We start from the raw sequence: 17,648 nt of genomic DNA, 5'->3' as shown, positions 1-17,648 counted from the left end.
CCCGGTTGCAGCAGGCGCTGAGCAACCTGGTCAGCAACGCGGTCCTGTACACCCCGGAAGGCAGTCGCGTGACCGTCCGCGCGCGCCAGGACTGGCGAGCACGTGCTGTTCGAGGTCACCGACACCGGCCCCGGCATCGCACCGGAGGACCTGCTGCACGTCTTCGACCGGTTCTGGCGGGCGGAGAAGTCCCGCAACCGGAGCACCGGGGGAAGCGGGCTCGGGCTCGCGATCACCCGCCAGGTGGTGCAGGCGCAGGGCGGGACCGTCTCCGTCACCAGCGAACCGGGTGACGGCAGCACCCTCCGTGTCCTGATGCCCGTTCGCTGGTCGGTCTGATCACGGCGCTGTCCATGCGGCACCGGGCCTGAGCGCGCACAGGCACAACGATGTGCGCAACGCAAACGAAAGTGCCTTCTTTCCTTTCCGGAGAAGGAAATCCCAGGATGGAACCGTGAAAACAGTGATCATCAGCGGTGGGACGGACGGGATGGGCCGGGAGACGGCCCTGCGCAGGCTCGACCGGGGCGACAAGGTCGTCGTGATCGGCAGCAACGAGGCCAAGGGACGCGCTCTCGTCGATCAGGTGTCGAATCCGAACCTCCTTTTCCTGCGCGCTGACCTGTCGTCGGTGGCGGAGGTCGAGCGAGTCGTCCGCGAGGTGTCCGACCGCCACGAGTCGGTGGACGCGCTCGCCCTGTTCGCCAATCGGCTCCACCGCAGGCGGGTCGAGACCGTGGACGGCCTCGAGGCCACGTTCGCCCTCTACTACCTCAGCCGTTACCTGCTGAGCCACCGGCTCCGCCCGCTGCTCGACGCGAGCGAGAACCCGGTGATCATCAGCGTTGCCGGTGTCGGCGTCACGGCGGGCCGGATCCATTGGGACGAACCGCAGTTGACCCGGAAGTACGGGCAGGTCCGCGCACAACTCCAGGCGGGCAGGGCGAATGACCTCCTCGGCGTGGCCTTCGCGGAGCACGGCGGCGGACGCGCGCGGTACGTGATGTACCACCCGGGGTTCACCAGGAGCGGCCTGGACAGCGCGGAGAATCCCTTGGTGCGCGGGGGGATCAAGCTGCTCGGACGGTTCTTCGCGCGGCCCGTCGCCGAGTCGGTGCGCCCGGTGGTGGAGTGGATCGACCGGCCTCCGGTCGCGCCGTTGACCGCGGTGGACCGGGGTCGTCCGGTCGACCTCGCGCTGCGCACGCTCGACAGCGCCGACGCGGCACGCCTGGCCAGGTACACGGAAACCCTTGTGTAGCAACGAAAAAGTGCGGACAACAGCGATGTCATCGGGTTCTCGCCTCCGTTCCGCTTCAGTGATAGCCAGCGCTCCCGCGGCCGTCAAATCGCGGTGCCACGGGAGTTGTCAGACCCCCGGGCTACCTTCGCCGCAGGCGTCGGCCGGAAGGGGTGAGTAGAGATGATCTTTTGAATCCGGGTGCAGATCCGGCCCTCGGACGACCAGCGTCGCGGCGGTGTGAGGAGGTGGGACGGCGACCCGTGGACTTGACAGTCGATCTTGCGTGGGGCCGGGCAGGGAGGGCTTGGCGGCGTGCGCAGCGCGGGTGTGTCCTCGCGGGTGTCCCGTCCTCGCACGGGGCCACGGGCGGGGGAGCGGTCGGCCGGGCACGGGCTCGGTTCGCGGTGCTTTACTTCCTATTCGTATTTCATCAAAAGAGGATTTTGGTCTTTGCCTGAATAAATCCATGCGGGGCAACCTCGCGGCCAGAGCGGCTCTGCCTGCGCCTTTGCCCTCGGCGCAGGCCGGGACACGAGTGCGGAAGGCCGTGTGGCAGGCTTTTTGCGCTCACGTTCGACGACGGCGTGCAGGTGGAGGTCGGTCAGTGACCCGGGCCGGGGTGAGGTGCTGGGTGGCGTCGGTTGTGGAGGCTGAGGCGTGAACGAGGAACGCAACCGTGGCGGTCATCCGGGCCGCCGGGGCGAAGCGCGGTCCGGTCCCGAGCACCCCACCGAGAGCACCGGTTTCTGGAGTCCCGAATGGGATGAGGACGACGTCCCGCCGCAGCCGCCCCGTGACCAGCGGCAACCCGGTCCGAACCAGGGGCAGCCGCCACGTCGGCCGCATCCGGCCCCCGCGCCGGGGACCGGCACGCCACCCCGTGGCAACCCGGCGAACCAGCAGCCTGGCCGCCCCGTTCCCGGTCAGCAGCAAGGCAGGCCGCAGCCGCCCGCTGGACGGCCTGGACCGGGCATGGGGCCCGGTGCTCGTCCGGGCGCGGTCCAGGACGGCGGTCCCCCGCCCAACCGGTCCGGCGACCAGCGCAGTGGCCCGGTGGAGCGGCCGAACGCGCCCGGGGGCCGGCGCGGCGGTGTCCTGCCGGGCGGAGCCCCTGGTGGCGGCCCGAACGGCGGTCAGCAGCGCGGTCCCGTGCCCGGGGGCCAGCACAGCGGTGGCCCGGCGAACCGGCCAGGTGGACCGCAGAACGGCGTGCCCGGCAGGCCCACTGGACCTGATGGTCCGCGGAACGAACACGGTTCGGCGCCCGCCGGACAGTCCACCGTGCAGGGCGGCGTGCCCGGCAGGCCCGCCGGGCCGCAGTCCGGCGTGCCCGGCAGGCCGGGACCTGGTGGCCCGCGGAACGAACACGGTTCGGTGCCTGCCGGACAGCCGAACGGGCCCGGGAGGCCGAGTGGGTCCGGCGGTCCGCGGAACGAGCAGGGCACGGTGGTCGCTGGGCAGTCCAACGGGGCCAGTGGTCCGCGTGGGCCGCAGAACGGTGCCGGGATGGCGCCGGGCACCGAGCTGCTGCCCGGTCCCAACGGGCCGGCAGGACGACCAGGCGGTGGTCCGCGCGGGCAGAACGACCTCGCGGGGCCGACGAGCGTGGTCAGCCTCCACGGTGCGCCCGGCCACGGGGACGGCCCGCCCACTACGGTCTTACCCGGCGGGAGGGTGCGTCCGGGCGCGCCCCTGCCACCGCGTCGTGATCCCGGTGACGCTCCGACCGAGCTGATCGAGCCCGAGACGGAGATCATCGACTTCGTCGACGACGAGGACGACTACCCGCGCGAGCCGCAGCTGCTCACCCACCGCGAGCCGGACGACGACGAGTACGACCAGCACGCCGAGGGCGATGACGAACAGGAGCAGGACAACCAGGAGCGCGAACTCACCGAGGAGGAAGAGCGCGCGCTGCGCAAGAAGAAGATCTGGCGCCGCGTGCGCCGGGGCTGCTACATCGCGGCCGCGGTCGGCGTGATCGGGCCGGTCATCGCCTTCGTCATCACCTACTTCATGGTCGAGATCAAGGACCCGAAGCAGGTTGTCGCGGAGCAGGAGAAGACGGTCACGCTCATGTTCTCGGACGGCGAGAAAGAGCTGAGCAAGCTCGTGCCCCAAGGGGGGATGCGCGCCTACGTCGCGCACGACGAGGTCCCGGAGATCGTGCGCAACGCGGTCACCGCCACGGAGGACGCGTCGTTCTACACCAACCCGGGCTTCGACGTGGTCGGCATCGCGCGCGCGGTGCTCAACCAGATCACCGTCGGCGTCGGCGGTGGCTCGGGCATCACCCAGCAGTACATCAAGGTTTCCACGGGCGACAAGGAGAACAGCCTCGCCCGCAAGTGGAAAGAGCTCGTGAAGTCGTTCAAGATGAGCAACGAGCAGGGCAAAGAGCAGATCATGGAGGCCTACCTCAACACGATCCCGTTCGGGCGCGGCGCGCTGGGGATCGACGCGGGGGCGAGGGCACTGCTCGGCAAGAGCGTCAAAGAGGTCACCGACCCGGCCGAGGCCGCGCTGCTGGCCACGGTGATCCAGGCGCCGTACCGGCTGGACCCGGAGAAGAACAGGGAAGCCACCGAGCGGCGGTGGCGCAAGGACGCGCTCCGGCGGATGGCCGAGAACGGCTACATCACCCAGGACCAGGCGCAGAACCTCAAGTTCCCGCAGACCGTCCCGCGTGCGGAGGCGATGAAGCGCAACCCGGTCGCCGGGTCCAGGCTGCACATCCAGGAGCAGGTCATCGCCGAGCTGGAGACCATGGGCTTCACCGACGACAAGCTCAAGCGCGAGGGGCTGACGGTCGTCACGACGATCGACAGCAAGGCGCAGCAGGACGCCGAGAAGGCCATCGCCAAGTACATGAAGAACAACAAGGAGGGGCTGCGCACCGCGCTGACCGCGGTGGACCCGAAGACCGGTGGCGTGCGCGCGTACTACGGCGGCGAGAACGGCACCGGCGTCGATTACGCGGACTCCCTGCAGGAACCGGGCTCCTCGTTCAAACCCTTCGTCGCGCTGGCGGCGCTGCAGAAGGGCATCGGCATCGGTACGCCGTACGACGGCACCTCCGGGATCGAGATCGCCGGGAGGGCCCGCCACAACTCCGGCAACAAGAGCACCTGCGGTACCCAGTGCTCGATCAGGGACGCGATGACGCTGTCGGTCAACACCGTCTTCATGAAGATCACCGCGGACCTGACCCCCAAGCGGGTGGTGGAAGCCGCCTTCTCCGCGGGCATTCCGGTGGAGCAGGAGAAGGGCCTGCTCGGGGCCGACAAGTTCGCCGACATCAACATCGCCATCGGTGGTGGTGACACCCGGGTGCGGCCGAGGGACATGGCGGGTGCCTACGCGACCTTCGCCGCGGACGGGGACACCCGCAAGACGCACTTCGTCAGCAAGGTCATCAAGCCGGGCGAGAAACTGCCGCTGTGGGAGGAGAAGGACAAGATCCTCCCGCAGAAGAAGCTCGACGCGAACGATCCCGACAACAACACGCAGCTCTCGCGCAACGTCACCGAGACCATGGTGGACGTGGCGAAGAGCTCCAGCCTGGCGCTGGCCAAGAACCGGCCGTCGGCGTCCAAGACCGGTACCCACGAACTGGACAAGACCGAGAACGCCAAGGCGTGGATGGTCGGCTACACCCCGCAGATCTCCACCTCGGTGTGGGTCGGCCGCGACCTGAACGAGCCGCTCCGGGGTGACTGCTGCGGCTCGCGCAACCACCCCATCTACGGCAAGGACGAGCCGGGGCACATCTGGAAGGAGTTCATGGACAGCTACCTCAGCAACGTCCGGCCGGAACCCTTCCCCAAGGCCAAGCCGATCGGTCAGTACGACGACCCGGTGCCCACGACCACCGCGCCGAGCAGCACCACGCCGCTGTCCTCGACGCCGCCGTCCGGGACGAGCGTGCCGAGCTCGCCGTCCTCGCCGCCGTGCACGACGAGCATCTTCAATCCGACGTGCCCGTCCACGACGCCGAAGCGGACCACGACCACCACCCCGCCACCGGACGAGGGCGCCAGTTAGCCGCGTCGTCCACAGTGGACGTCCGCGGCGAAAAGGGCGAGCGAGTTGCCGCCGGGGTGGCTTATCCTCGGCGGCAACGCGCTGACGGAGACGAGTAGCCGGGGACAACGCGAGCGACAGAGAGCCGCCGGGAGCTGGGAAGGCGGCCTCGCGCCCCTGGGCGAAGACCCTCCCGAGTGCGGGGAGGAACGGCGCCAGCGCCCCATGCCCCGCCGGCCGGCCCCCGTGACCGGGCCACGACGAGTCCGCCCCGCGGCAGGGGCGGAGAAGGTGCGGTGGTACCGCGAGTTCCCTTCTCGCCCGCACCCCCAAGGGATCGCACACGCACGAGGAGTGTGGATGATCTCTCGTTCCCTCGCCACGAGCCTGCCCGAGCACGTCGGTGAGCGCGTTCGCGTCGCCGGCTGGGTGCACCGCGCACGCAGGCTGAAGTCCGTCACGTTCGCCGTGCTCCGGGACCGCTCCGGGCTGGCCCAGGTGGTGCTGCCCGGTTCGGCCGAGGTCCCGCCGGAGGAGACCGTCGTCGAGGCCACCGGCCTCGTCGTGGCCAATCCCCAGGCGCCCGGCGGCGCGGAGCTGGTCGAACCGGTGATCACGCCGCTCGGCGAGCCCGCGCGGCAACCGGTGTTCGACCTCTACCGCCCGGGTGTTCCGGCGTCGCTGCCGACCGTGCTGGACAACGCCCCGATCGCGTTGCGGCACCCGAAGTTGCGCGCCCGCTTCGAGATCGCGGCGGCGGGCGTTGCCGGGTTTCGGTCCACTGTGGACGGACTCGGCTTCGTCGAGGCGCACACGCCCAAGATCGTCGGCTCGGCCACGGAGTCCGGCGCGAACGTCTTCGGCATCGACTACTTCGGTCGTCCCGCCTACCTCGCTCAGTCGCCGCAGTTCTTCAAGCAGGCACTGGTCGGCGTGTTCGAGCGGGTCTACGAGGTGGGCCCGGTGTTCCGGGCGGAACCGCACGACACCACCAGGCACCTGGCCCAGTACACCAGCCTGGACGCGGAGCTGGGCTTCATCTCCGACCACCGTGACGTGATGTCGGTGCTGCGCACCACGATCGCGGGCATGGTCGGTTCGGCGGCCGACCGCGCGGGTGCGGCGCTCGACCTCCTGGCGGTGGAGCTTCCCGTTGTGCCGGAGGAGATCCCGGCCGTGCACTTCGCCGAAGCGCAGGAGTTGATCGCGCGGCACACGGGCGAGGACCCGCGTGGTGAGCCGGACCTGGCGCCCGCGCACGAGCGGTGGTTGTCGGAGTGGGCGTCGCGCGAGCACGGCTCGGATTTCCTGTTCGTCACCGGCTACCCGATGGCGAAGCGACCGTTCTACACCCACCCGGAACCCGGGAACCCGCGCTACTCCAACAGTTTCGACCTGCTCTTCCGTGGACTGGAACTGGTCACCGGCGGACAGCGGCTGCACCGGCACTCCGACTACCTGGCGGCGCTCGCCGAACGGGGCGAGGACCCGCAGTCCTATGTGGACTACCTCGGGGTGTTCGCCGGTGGGATGCCGCCGCACGGCGGTTTCGCCATCGGGCTGGAGCGCTGGACGGCGCGTCTGCTCGGGGCCGCGAACATCCGTGAGACCACGCTGTTCCCACGTGACCTCAACCGGTTGTCGCCCTAGGTCCCGTCGACCTCGTGCAGGGTCGCCGTGCGCGCGGTGACCCGCACGTTGTCGGCGGTCACCTCGGTCAGCCTCAGGTAGGGCAGCGGCACCGGGAGGATCGGCAGCCCGTTTCCCAGGGTGACCGGGATGAGGCCGAAGAGCTTGCCGGACAAGGAATCGGCCTTCAGCTCGACGGTGTTCAGCCGGGCGTCCGCCACCCGGAACTCGGTGCGCCCCCGCGCGGTTTCCAACGTGGCGTCGACGATCTCCAGCGAGTCGGCGCCGATGCTGATCGTCGAGCCGAGCGCGGGACTGATCGAGCGCGCGGTCACCGAAGCGGCCCGGAGCCGGTTGCGGGCCGGACTCGTCCGCGCCGGTGCCTGCTTGAGACAGGCGGCGATGATGTCGGCGACGGCGCGTTCCCCGGAGCTGCCGGGCTGGGGCATGGTCTTCGGCAGCCGGTCCGCGGCGCAGCCCGGCTCGGCGTGCGCGGGCACGGCGGCAGCGGCCAGCAGCAGGACCGCGAGACCGAACCTCATCGTGCGGGGCCGGGTTGCCAGGCCAGCGCCAGGGAGCCCGCGACGAGCGCCAGCAGCATGCCGATCAGGAAGCCGCCGAGGTTGGCCACGAGGTAGGCGACGAAGGCCAGCAGCAGCACGCCCGCTCCGACGACCCTGGCCCGGTGCGGGTACCGCCACAGCGCCACCCCGCCGGCGACCAGGCCGATCGCGGTGAGCAGGGAGCCGATCCCGCCGATGCCCTGCACGAGCAGGAACTCGTAGCCGGAGATCGGCAGCAGCAGGATCTCCGCGCCCGCGGCCACCGCGAGCAGCCCCGCCGCGAACGGCCTGCCGCCGCACCAGGTGGCGAAGCGCTGGTCGATGCCGGTCATCAGAAGCACTCCTGCCTGCCGGGCTTGACCACGATGCTCAGCCCGGTCATCCGGAAGGTGCCCGCGGTGGTGGTGCTCGCGTTCGCCTTGAGGTCGGTGATCACGATCTTCTCGGCCTGGTGCGCGTAGTCCCCGGCGCGCCCGGTGACCCCGGTGCCGCCGTCGATGCGCGCGGCGTCGACGCCGAGGGTCAGGTTGGTGGCGGTGGCCTCCGCGTGCATCTCGGTCAGGTTCAGCACCAGGTTGCGCGCCTCGACGGGTTTGTCGCCACCCGCTTCGGCGCGGATGGTCACCGAGCCCACCGGGGTGGGCACGAGCGCGGAGAAGCACAGGCCGCTGACCAGCGCCGACGCCATGCCGGTCACCGCCATCGGGGATCTCGCCGACTGCCCGACGCCGACGAACTGCGCGAACCCCTTGCCCTCCACGCGGGTGGCGGAGAACTTGAAGTTCGTTCCGGACAGCGCGAACGACGTGGGCAGCGCGGCGCTCGCGGTGGCGTAGACCAGGCCGGAGGCCAGGCCGAGGCTCACGGTGACGATCACGGCGAAGCGGGACCACCGGGTCCGGCCTGCGTGGGCCGGGGCGTCCTCGGCCATGGAAGACCTCGCAGACGGGCAAGGGGGACAAGGGAAACCGCTGAATATTAGGCCCTCCGACACTCCCACGGACGACTGGTCCGGCCGCCACCGGAAAGTGTGGTCTGGCCAGGCTTTTCCCCATGCCGAACGCGCGCGGCGTTCAGGGCCTGACCCATGCCGTGCAGAAGGTGCCGGAGATCCGCGGCCCGCGGTGGTGCGGCGGGACCTGGGCGCACGCGCGGAACCACCGGGGCCGCCCGGCGTCGTCGGCCGTGCGCACGCTGGTAGCTCCAGTCGAACCACAGTCGGTCCAGCACGTCACGAGACGGGGCGTGGTGCGCCCGCGCGACCTTTCCGTCGGTGCGCAGCTCGATCGTCCGGTTCGGCACCGGCTTCCCGACCGGCCCGGGTGCGGAGATCGCGACCGTGAACGCGGCGGTGTCGTTGGGCGGCAACGCTTCCCCGCAGTGGCCGTATGCCAGCAGCGGGCTGTCGGGTTTCGGCGCGGTCGGCCCGATCGTCGCGAAGAAGGACGCCTGTCGCGGACCGCGGCGCGCCGAGACCATCAAGAAGGAGCCCGGGGCGTTGCCACACGGACTCCCAGCTGGCGTACACCTCGCGGGCGGTGATCGGAGGCACGACCGAACCGGTCAGCATGACCGACTGCGACAAGCTCTCGGACGACTCCATGCCGAAGAAGTCGGGGCGTTCGAGTTCGACCGGTACTACTGCGTGCGCGGGGCGGGCTACGTCGCCGCGATGCTGGCCCGGCTGGTCGACGACCGCGTCGTGGTGACCTCCGCGGTCGTCGACAGCCGGGGTTGGTCAGCGGCTAGGGCTTGGCCGCCAGGTAGATCGTCCTGGCGCCCAGCACGAAGACGTCCGGCCTGCGCAGCACCCCGGCCTCGTCCTCGGGGTCGAGCAGGCGGGCCAGCGTGGCGGCGTCCTCCTCGGACAGCCGGTCGGCGCCGAAGTCGCCCCAGCCGGTCAGCACGGAGTGCACGTAGCCGCGGGTTCGCTCGTCGATCGGCGAGGGGTGGTCGACGAGGAAGCTGCGGGTGCCCGCGTGCCGCATCCCGGCCCGGGTGATCATCGCGGCCCAGTCCTCGACCACGTCGACCTTGTCCGGCAGCTCCGCCCGCATCTCGGCGAAGCCCGCGCTCACCGCCACGTCCAGCCGGGACTGGAAGCCCACGCGGCCGAAGCCGATGTCGCGGGGCAGGAACCGGAACGGCAGGCCGCCCTCCATCAGGGCGAGCACCCCGCCCGGCCGCAGCAGCCCGGCCAGCTCCGCCAGCGCGGCCTCCTGGTCGCCGAGGTGGTGCAGCACCTGGCCGATCCAGATCACGTCCGCCGTGCCCAGCTCGCCGAAGTCCTCGGGGAGCTGGGCGAGGCGGGTGTTCAGCCGGACGCCGAGCCGGTCGGCGCGCGCCCGCGCCCGCTCCAGCAGGGCAGGGGCGCCGTCGACCGCGACCACCTCTGCGTGCGGGTGGATCCGGGCCAGCTCGCAGGCGGCGACACCCGGGCCGCTGCCGATGTCGAGCACGCGCCCGGCCTCGGGCCGGGTTCCGCGCAGCCACTGGAAAGCCTGTTCCACGACCGGGAAGATGACCTCGGCCTCGCGCTCCATGACCTCGCCGCGCTGGTTCCAGTCGAGGTGGTCGTGATGCTTGTGCCCGCTCACAGTCCGTGCACCCTTCTCTGCGCGCCTGCCTCGTCCAGGACGAGGTCGTTGTTGACGGTCATGCCCGCCTTGGCTCCCTGGGCGGCAGCGATGATCACCTGGGCCATCGGGTCGACCACGTTGCCCGCGGCGTACACGCCGGGCACGGTCGTCCGCCCGTCCGAGGTGTGCTCCGCGCCGAGCTGGGCGAGCAGTCCGTCGTTGGCGGCGAACACGGTCGGCACGAACAGGGCGGAGCGCTTGACGCACGATCCGTCCGCGAGTTCGACTCCGACCAGTTCGTCGTTGTCCACCAACACTTTCACCACGTCGCTGTCCACGATCCCGACGCCGCGCGCCAGCAGCTTCCCGCGGTCCTCCTCGGCCAGCTGCGATCCGAAGTACACGACGTCGTCGGACCACTGGCGGACCAGCAGGGCCTGGTGCGCGCCCCGGGGATCGGTCCCGAGCACGCCGATCGGCTGATCACGGACCTCCCAGCCGTGGCAGTACGGGCAGGACGCCACGTCGTTGCCCCAGCGCTCGCGCAGTCCCTCGATCGGCGGAAGTTCGTCGCGCAGCCCCGTGGTCACCACCAACCGCCGCGCGGACACCGAATCGCCGTCGGCCAGCTCCACCGTGAAACCGGTGCCTTCGCGGCGCGCGGACACGGCTCGCCCGGCCCGGACCTCGCCGCCGTACCCGGCGATCTCCTTGCGGCCCACCGCGAGCAGCTCGCCCGGCGGCATGCCGTCGCGGGACAGGAACCCGTGCATGTGCGCGGCGGGCTGGTTGCGCGGTTCGCCCGCGTCGATCACCAGCACGCTCCTGCGCGCCCTGCTCAGCACCAGCGCCGCGCTCAGTCCCGCGGCGCCACCGCCGACCACCACCACGTCGTACACGACGATCACCTCCACGGACGACACTGCGCCGGAGGACGCGGCCTTGACAAACTTTGTTGCTGATTCTGCAATTATGGAATGGACGCGGTGGATGCGGTGCTGAACGAGGTCGGCCCCCGGCTCAAACGGGTGCGCAAGGAGCGGGGAGCGACGCTCGCGGCGCTGTCCAGGGCCACCGGGATCTCGGTGAGCACCCTGTCCCGGCTGGAGTCCGGGCAGCGCAGGCCGAGCCTGGAGCTGTTGCTGCCGATCGCCCGCGCGCACAAGGTCCCGCTGGACGAGCTGGTCGGCGCGCCCGAGGTGGCCGATCCGCGCATCCGGCCGTCCGCGGTGATCCACGGCGACATCACCGTCTACCCGCTGACCCGGCAGCCCGGCGGGCTCCAGGCGTACAAGATGATCATCCCGCCGAGCCGGAGCGAGCCGGAACCGCGCACGCACGAGGGCTACGAGTGGTTCTACGTGCTCAGCGGCAGGCTCCGGCTGGTCCTCGGCGAGCACGACGTGGTCATGCGCAGGGGCGAGGCCGCGGAGTTCGACACCCGGGTCCCGCACTGGTTCGGCTGCGCTGAGGACCGCCCCGCGGAGATCCTGAGCCTGTTCGGGCCGCAGGGCGAGCGCATGCACCTGCGCACGAAGCCCCGATCCCGCTGAACCGGCGCTAGTCCACGCGCAGACCCGCGAAGGCGAGGGTGGAGACGGCGTCGGCGAGGGCGTCGGGGGTGATGCCGCCGCGCGGGCGGTACCACTCGATCACCGAGTTGATCATGCCGAAGAGCAGCCTGCTGGTGACCGCGGGATCGATGTCGGTGCGCAGGTCGCCGTCGGCCGCCGCCTGCTTGACCAGATCGGTGACCAGCTGGTCGAACTCGCGCCGCCGGGCCAGCGCCGCGCGCTCGACCTTGGTGTTGCCGCGCACCCGCAGCAGCAGCGTGACGAAGGGCAGGCGCTCCACCAGCACCGCGACGCTGCGCCGCACCACGTGCTCCAGCCGGTCGATCGCCCGGCCCTCCCGCGACCGCGGTTCCTCGGTCACCGCGAACAACCCGTCCAGCGCGCGGTCCACGGCCAGGCGCAGCAGCTCCTGCTTGCTGGGCACGTGGTGGTAGATCGCGGACTTGGTGATGCCGAGCTTGCGGGAGAGCTCCTCCATGCTGGTGCCGTCGTAGCCGCGCTCGTTGAACAGCTTCACCGCGATGGCCAGCAACGACTCCAGGTCGTACCCGGGTCGTCCGCGCCGGGTGCCCTGCTCAGCCATCGTGCCGCCGATCGATCACGCGCCGCAGCTTACCCACCGAGCGCTCCAATGTGGACGGTTCGACGACTTCGACGTCCACCGTGACGCCGACGCCGTCCTTGATGGCGCGCAACAGCTCGGTCGCCGCGCCCGGTTCGGCCTCGCCCGGCCCGGACTCCACCCGCACCGTCATGTGGTCCATCCGCCCGCGCCTGGTCAGCACCAGCTGGAAGTGCGGGGCGAGGCCGCGGGTGCGCAGCACGATCTCCTCGATCTGGGTGGGGAAGACGTTCACCCCGCGCAGGATGATCATGTCGTCGCTGCGGCCGGTGACCTTCTCCATCCGGCGCATCGGCCGCGCGGTGCCCGGCAGCAGGCGGGTCAGGTCGCGGGTGCGGTAGCGGATGATCGGCAGCGCCTCCTTGGTCAGCGAGGTGAACAGCAGCTCGCCGTGCTCGCCGTCGGGCAGCACGTCCCCGGTGACCGGATCGACCACCTCGGGGTAGAAGTGGTCCTCCCAGACGTGCAGCCCGTCCTTGGTCTCCACGCACTCGCTGGACACGCCGGGGCCGATCACCTCGGACAGGCCGTAGATGTCCACCGCGTGGATGCCCATCCGCTGCTCGATCTCGGCGCGCATCTGCTCGGTCCACGGTTCGGCGCCGAAGATCCCGATGCTCAGCGAGGAGGTGCGCGGGTCGACGCCCTGCCGCTCGAACTCGTCCAGCAGCGTCAGCATGTACGAGGGCGTGACCATGATGATCTCGGGCTCGAAGTCGGTGATCAGCTGCACCTGGCGCGCGGTCATCCCACCCGAGGCGGGGATCACCGTGCAGCCGAGGCGTTCCGCGCCGTAGTGCGCGCCGAGCCCGCCGGTGAACAGGCCGTAGCCGTAGGCCACGTGCACCCGGTGGCCGGGGCGCCCGCCCGCTGCGCGGATGGAGCGGGCCATCACCGACGACCACATGTCGATGTCGCGCTCGGTGTAGCCGACCACGGTGGGCTTGCCGGTGGTGCCGCTGGACGCGTGCACCCTGCGCACCCGCTCCGGCGGCACCGCGAACATGCCGAACGGGTAGTTGTCCCGGAGGTCGTTCTTGGTGGTGCACGGGAACTTCGCCAGGTCCTCGAGACCGCGGCAGTCGTCCGGGTGCACCCCGGCCTCGTCGAACTTCCTGGTGTAGAAGGGGACGTTGCGGTAGGCGTGCTGCAATGTCCACTGTAGACGTTCGAGCTGCAGCGCGGTCAGCTCGTCGGCCGACATCCGCTCGGCGGCGTCCAGGCTGGCCGGATCGGGCGAGGAACCGAGTCTGCTCACTGCTGTTCTCCGATCACCCGGCTGCGGCCGCGGAACTCGGCGATGAGCCGGTCCCCGCTGTGCACCGACACGTCGTAGATCCCGCTGCGCCCGTAGCGCGCCCGTTCGGTGGCGACGGCGGTCAGCTCCTCGCCCTCCTTCGCGGGGGCGACGAAGCTGATGTCGGCCCCGGCCGCCACGGTCACCGGGCCGTGGCTGTTGCAGGCGAAGGCGAAGGTCGAGTCGGCGAGCAGGAACACGTGGCCGCCGTGGACGATCCCGTGCCCGTTGACCATGTCCGCGGTGATCGCCATCGTGGCCGTCGCATGGCCGATCCCGGCTTCCACCAGGCGGATGCCTGCATTCCGCGACGCGTTGTCGGCGGCATACATTCGTCGTACGGACTCGGGCACCTGCGGCTGTGACACTCGCTTCCCCGCCTTGCTGGCTGACCGACTGTTCGGTTAAGAATGTGGATCTGCCAACGGGGTGTCAAGATGCGGAGGACCGGCATGTCCGAGGTGTTCCTGGTCGACGGAGTCCGCACCCCGCAGGGACGCTACGGCGGCGCGCTCGCCCAGGTGCGGCCCGACGACCTCGCCGCGCTGGTGGTCGGCGAGGTGGTCCGGCGCTGCGGGGTCCCCGCCGACGCGATCGACGAGGTGATCCTCGGCGCCGCCAACCAGGCGGGCGAGGACAACCGCAACGTGGCGCGGATGGCGGTGCTGCTGGCCGGGCTGCCCGAGCACACGCCCGGCTACACCGTGAACCGGCTCTGCGCGTCCGGGCTGACCGCGGTCACCTCCGCGGCCCAGGCGGTGCGCGCGGGAGAGGCGGACATCGTGGTCGCGGGCGGCGTCGAGTCGATGACCCGCGCGCCGTGGGTGATGGCCAAGCCGGGAACGCCCTGGGCGCGCCCCGGACAGGTCTTCGACACCTCGCTGGGCTGGCGGTTCACCAACCCCGGGTTCGACGCGAAGACCACGCTGTCGATGGGGGAGACGGCCGAGGAGGTCGCCGCCCTCGACGGCATCACCCGGGCCGACAGCGACGCGTTCGCGCTGCGCAGCCACCAGCGGGCGATCGCGGCGATGGACGCGGGCCGCTTCGACGCCGAACTGGTCCCGGTCGGCGAGGTCACCGCCGACGAGGGACCGCGCCGCGAGACCACGCTGGAGAAGCTGGGCAAGCTGCGCACGGTCTTCCGCGAGGACGGCATCGTCACCGCCGGATCGTCCTCGCCGCTCTCCGACGGCGCCTCCGCGATCGTCGTGGCCAGCGAGGAGGCCGTGCGCAGGCACGACCTGACCCCGCGCGCCCGGGTGGTCACCGGCGCGAGCGCGGGCGTGTCGCCGCACGTCATGGGCATCGGCCCGGTCCCCGCGACGGAGAAGGCGCTGGCGCGCGCGGGCTGGGGTGCCGGCGACCTCGACGCGGTGGAGCTGAACGAGGCGTTCGCCGCGCAGTCGCTCGCCGTGATCCGCCGCCTCAAGCTCGACGAGGACCGGGTCAACGCCGACGGCGGCGCGATCGCGCTCGGGCACCCGCTCGGGTCGTCCGGCGCGCGCTTGGTGGTGACGCTGCTCGGCCGCATGGAGCGCGAGAACGCCCGCCGCGGCCTGGCCACCCTGTGCGTCGGGGTCGGTCAGGGCGCCGCCCTGCTCGTCGAAGCCCTCTGAGGAGAGTCGTCATGGGACCCAAGATCGTCGGTGTGATCGGTGGCGGGCGGATGGGCGCGGGCATCGCCCAGGTCTTCGCCGCCATCGGGGCCGGGGTCACCGTCGTGGAGAGCTCGGCCGACGCGGTCGCGGCCGCCCGGGACCGCCTGGCGACCGGCCTGCGCAGGGCGCACGAGCGCGGCAAGCTCGACGGCGAGCCCGCCGAGGTGCTCGACCGCGTGGTGTTCGTGACCGAGGTGGCCGCGCTGCCCCGGGACGCCGAGCTCGTGGTCGAGGCCGTGCCCGAGGTGATCGCCCTCAAGCTCGACGTGCTGACCGCCGCCGAGCAGGCGGTCGGGGACGCCGCGGTGCTGGCCACCAACACCAGCTCCCTGTCGATCACCGAGATCGGCGCCGCGCTGGAGCGGCCGCAGACCTTCCTCGGCATGCACTTCTTCAACCCCGTCCCGGCGTCCACGCTGATCGAGGTCGTCAGCGCCCCGGCGACCGCGCAGGCGACCACCCGGCGCGCGCTGGAGTGGGTGCACGCGCTCGGCAAGACCGAGGTCCTGGTCAAGGACTCGCCCGGCTTCGCGACGAGCAGGCTCGGCGTGCTGCTCGGCCTGGAGGCCATCCGGATGCTGGAGGAGGGCGTCGCCGACGCGGAGTCCATCGACCGCGCGATGGAGCTGGGCTACCGGCACCCGATGGGCCCGCTGCGCTCGACGGACCTCGTCGGCCTGGACGTGCGGCTGGCGATCGCGGAGTACCTGCACCGCACGCTGGGCGAGCGCTTCGCGCCACCGGCCCTGCTGCGCGAGAAGGTCGCCCGCGGCGAACTGGGCCGCAAGTCCGGCCAGGGCTTCTACACCTGGGACTGAACCTCCGCCTCGGGGCCGAACACGAAGAAGCCGTCCGTCTCGTGGGGCGGGTACGACAAACCGTCGACGTCGATGACTTCCCGCAGCCGCGCTGCCGCCGCTTCGACGGAGCGGACATCCGGCAGGTCCACGTGGATGCCGGTGAAGTTCAGCCCTCCACGGAGAGGGGATCGAGCACGTCCTCGAAGCCGTCGCTGTCGAAGACCCTCGCCGGTGGGCGCTCGCCTCGACCGGCTCACCGTGCTCCGTGCACTCCACGCTCCGGCCCGCCGTGTCGCGCCAGCTCGTCAGGGGAAGGGGACGGAGTCCACCCCGGCGTGAAGTGGCCGGCGAGCAGGAAGAACGCGCCCATGAACCACGCCTGGTTGATCAACGCGAAGAACGTCAGGCCGAGTGCGACGGCTCCGTCGGTGGACTTCTCGGTGTAGTACCAGAGCCCGATCCCGCTGTAGGTGATCGCGGTGTGGTGCAGCACCACCAGCGCGGTCAGCAGGACCCACAGGTGGTCCACGAACCACAGTCGCGAGCTTGTCCTGTGGTCAAGTCGAACTGCGTCAGCCACGGCTCCTCCTCCCCGATCAGAAGGGGAAGGTAAGCGCCGGGACGCGGGTTTGGGCGATTCGGGTTCGACTGGCTGGGAAAAGGCTCCGAGCGGTCCACAGAGGACTCACCCGGCCGCCACAGTTTCGGCACAGGATCTTGTTGTGCCGCAAGGTAGTGGAGCTGGTAACAGCTAACGGGCCGAACGCGCGACGAGGTCGGCGACGGCAGCCATGCCCGCGGGCGTCGGGTGGTAGCCGGCGCGTCCCTGGCCCGGCTGGTACTTCTCCATCCACGGGTCGGCCGAGCAGGCGTCGTGCGTGGCGCTGGCGGACGCGGCGTCGACCACCGAGGCACCCGTCTCGACGGCGGCACGACGGGTGGCGGCGGCGAGGCGGCTCGCAACACCGCGCTCGAAGTCGGCCTGGGCCGGGGTCAGTGGCACTCCCGTGCACGTGCCGGTGCGCGGCAGCACGGTCAGGTAGTTGACCAGGAGCACCTTGGCGCGCGGCGCCTTCTTCCGGACCGCGGTGACGACGTTGCCGATCTTGGTGTGCACCGTCTTGAGCGCCTGGTCGATCGCCGCCTGGTCGACGCCTGCGCACTGCGCGCCGCCGCTGGTCTGGCAGGAGTACGCGAAGAGGCTGCCGATGTAGTTGACGTCGTTGCCGCCGATGGTGACGGAGACGAGCCTGGTGTTCGGGGTGACGGCCTCCACCTGGGGTGGTTGGCCGTGCTGCGGGGTAGTCAACAGGTGAGCCGTGGTCGCGCCGCTGCACGAAACGTCGGTGAGCGTCAGGCGGAGCTTCGCGGCGGCCAGGCCCGGGTAGTTGTTCGACGAGCGGCCGCAGGCCGGAGGGCTGCCCGGCCGGCTGGGCGGGATGCCGGGCCCCGCGGCGAAGGAGCTGCCCAGGGCGACGTACTCCGAGCCGGGCGGCACGGCCCAGCCGGACGCGGTGACGGTCAACGCGAGGACGGCCGCAAGAACAGTCATGGGCAGCAGCCTATGGGGATCTGGCTGAGACGGGTCCCCGCTGCTACCGTACTCGGAGAACCTGAACGAACGGTCGGTAAGTCTCATCGAGGAGGTCGGTCGTCG

Annotated in this window: 19 protein-coding genes; 7 read left to right on the top strand and 12 right to left on the bottom strand. The window is 71.0% G+C overall.

The features are described 5' to 3' along the window. Positions 1-102: 102 nt before the first annotated feature. The 4 genes from BLT28_RS41950 (at position 103) to aspS (ending at position 6,916) form a co-directional block, all read left to right on the top strand. Entirely contained in the window at positions 103-339 is a 237-nt protein-coding gene (locus BLT28_RS41950; protein ID WP_030429449.1) for a sensor histidine kinase, read from the top strand. Between the two features lie 115 nt (positions 340-454). Then, on the top strand, positions 455-1,261 hold the full coding sequence (locus BLT28_RS15115) for an SDR family NAD(P)-dependent oxidoreductase (protein WP_043811411.1): 807 nt from the start codon (positions 455-457) through the stop codon (positions 1,259-1,261). A gap of 1,428 nt (positions 1,262-2,689) precedes the next feature. Further along, positions 2,690-5,287 carry a transglycosylase domain-containing protein gene (locus BLT28_RS15110; protein ID WP_156050905.1) on the top strand — a complete coding sequence of 866 codons (2,598 nt, stop codon included), beginning with the start codon at positions 2,690-2,692 and terminating at the stop codon, positions 5,285-5,287. Between the two features lie 339 nt (positions 5,288-5,626). Next, positions 5,627-6,916 (top strand): aspartate--tRNA(Asn) ligase, encoded by a 1,290-nt coding sequence (gene aspS, locus BLT28_RS15105; RefSeq protein ID WP_030429452.1) that lies wholly within the window; start codon positions 5,627-5,629, stop codon positions 6,914-6,916. On the opposite strand, the gene BLT28_RS15100 is transcribed toward aspS, so the two are convergent. From BLT28_RS15100 to BLT28_RS15075, 6 genes are all read right to left on the bottom strand, one after another. Then, positions 6,913-7,437 carry a hypothetical protein gene (locus BLT28_RS15100; RefSeq protein WP_030429453.1) on the bottom strand — a complete coding sequence of 175 codons (525 nt, stop codon included), beginning with the start codon at positions 7,435-7,437 and terminating at the stop codon, positions 6,913-6,915. The genes aspS and BLT28_RS15100 overlap by 4 nt on opposite strands. Then, positions 7,434-7,790 carry a DUF6114 domain-containing protein gene (locus BLT28_RS15095; RefSeq protein ID WP_063766566.1) on the bottom strand — a complete coding sequence of 119 codons (357 nt, stop codon included), beginning with the start codon at positions 7,788-7,790 and terminating at the stop codon, positions 7,434-7,436. The genes BLT28_RS15100 and BLT28_RS15095 overlap by 4 nt, the downstream gene beginning before the upstream one ends. Next, positions 7,790-8,389, bottom strand: coding sequence for a DUF6230 family protein (locus tag BLT28_RS15090; RefSeq protein WP_030429455.1), 600 nt, complete (start codon positions 8,387-8,389; stop codon positions 7,790-7,792). The genes BLT28_RS15095 and BLT28_RS15090 overlap by 1 nt, the downstream gene beginning before the upstream one ends. 47 nt (positions 8,390-8,436) lie before the next feature. Then, positions 8,437-8,937 (bottom strand): hypothetical protein, encoded by a 501-nt coding sequence (locus tag BLT28_RS15085; protein WP_030429456.1) that lies wholly within the window; start codon positions 8,935-8,937, stop codon positions 8,437-8,439. A 266-nt stretch (positions 8,938-9,203) separates the two neighbouring features. Then, complete coding sequence (locus BLT28_RS15080; protein WP_030429457.1) at positions 9,204-10,055, bottom strand: class I SAM-dependent methyltransferase; 852 nt, start codon at positions 10,053-10,055, stop codon at positions 9,204-9,206. After that, entirely contained in the window at positions 10,052-10,951 is a 900-nt protein-coding gene (locus tag BLT28_RS15075; RefSeq protein WP_231950792.1) for an NAD(P)/FAD-dependent oxidoreductase, read from the bottom strand. The genes BLT28_RS15080 and BLT28_RS15075 overlap by 4 nt, the downstream gene beginning before the upstream one ends. Before the next feature lie 63 nt (positions 10,952-11,014). Here BLT28_RS15075 and BLT28_RS15070 point away from each other — a divergent pair, with 63 nt between their 5' ends. Next, positions 11,015-11,590: a helix-turn-helix domain-containing protein gene (locus BLT28_RS15070; protein WP_030429459.1), complete on the top strand. Its 576-nt coding sequence runs from the start codon at positions 11,015-11,017 to the stop codon at positions 11,588-11,590. A 7-nt stretch (positions 11,591-11,597) separates the two neighbouring features. Here the strand turns inward: BLT28_RS15070 and BLT28_RS15065 are convergent, their stop codons facing one another. From BLT28_RS15065 to paaI, 3 genes are read right to left on the bottom strand one after another with little or no spacing between them, the layout of a single operon-like run. Then, positions 11,598-12,194 (bottom strand): TetR/AcrR family transcriptional regulator, encoded by a 597-nt coding sequence (locus BLT28_RS15065; protein WP_030429460.1) that lies wholly within the window; start codon positions 12,192-12,194, stop codon positions 11,598-11,600. Continuing rightward, entirely contained in the window at positions 12,187-13,437 is a 1,251-nt protein-coding gene (paaK, locus tag BLT28_RS15060; RefSeq protein ID WP_081900302.1) for a phenylacetate--CoA ligase PaaK, read from the bottom strand. The genes BLT28_RS15065 and paaK overlap by 8 nt, the downstream gene beginning before the upstream one ends. 50 nt (positions 13,438-13,487) lie before the next feature. After that, complete coding sequence (gene paaI / locus BLT28_RS15055) at positions 13,488-13,862, bottom strand: hydroxyphenylacetyl-CoA thioesterase PaaI (RefSeq protein ID WP_030429462.1); 375 nt, start codon at positions 13,860-13,862, stop codon at positions 13,488-13,490. 120 nt (positions 13,863-13,982) lie between these two features. On the opposite strand from paaI, the gene BLT28_RS15050 reads away from it, so the two are divergent. Then, positions 13,983-15,149, top strand: coding sequence for a thiolase family protein (locus BLT28_RS15050; protein ID WP_030429463.1), 1,167 nt, complete (start codon positions 13,983-13,985; stop codon positions 15,147-15,149). Between the two features lie 11 nt (positions 15,150-15,160). After that, positions 15,161-16,009 (top strand): 3-hydroxyacyl-CoA dehydrogenase family protein, encoded by an 849-nt coding sequence (locus tag BLT28_RS15045; protein WP_030429464.1) that lies wholly within the window; start codon positions 15,161-15,163, stop codon positions 16,007-16,009. Here the strand turns inward: BLT28_RS15045 and BLT28_RS40140 are convergent. From BLT28_RS40140 to BLT28_RS15035, 3 genes are all read right to left on the bottom strand, one after another. Then, positions 15,994-16,140: a hypothetical protein gene (locus BLT28_RS40140; RefSeq protein WP_156050907.1), complete on the bottom strand. Its 147-nt coding sequence runs from the start codon at positions 16,138-16,140 to the stop codon at positions 15,994-15,996. The genes BLT28_RS15045 and BLT28_RS40140 overlap by 16 nt on opposite strands. Positions 16,141-16,244: 104 nt before the next feature. Continuing rightward, the gene (locus tag BLT28_RS15040; protein WP_156050909.1) at positions 16,245-16,571 is read right to left on the bottom strand and encodes a hypothetical protein; all 327 of its coding nucleotides are present in this window, start codon (positions 16,569-16,571) and stop codon (positions 16,245-16,247) included. Between the two features lie 171 nt (positions 16,572-16,742). Continuing rightward, positions 16,743-17,543, bottom strand: a complete 801-nt coding sequence (locus BLT28_RS15035; protein WP_052407287.1) for an SGNH/GDSL hydrolase family protein — start codon at positions 17,541-17,543, stop codon at positions 16,743-16,745. Positions 17,544-17,648: the final 105 nt, after the last annotated feature.

The sequence above is a fragment of the Allokutzneria albata genome (assembly GCF_900103775.1).
GTDB lineage: Bacteria > Actinomycetota > Actinomycetes > Mycobacteriales > Pseudonocardiaceae > Allokutzneria > Allokutzneria albata.
The sequence above is the reverse complement of the archived record's forward strand: the minus strand, read 5'-3'. Positions and strand labels throughout refer to the sequence as shown.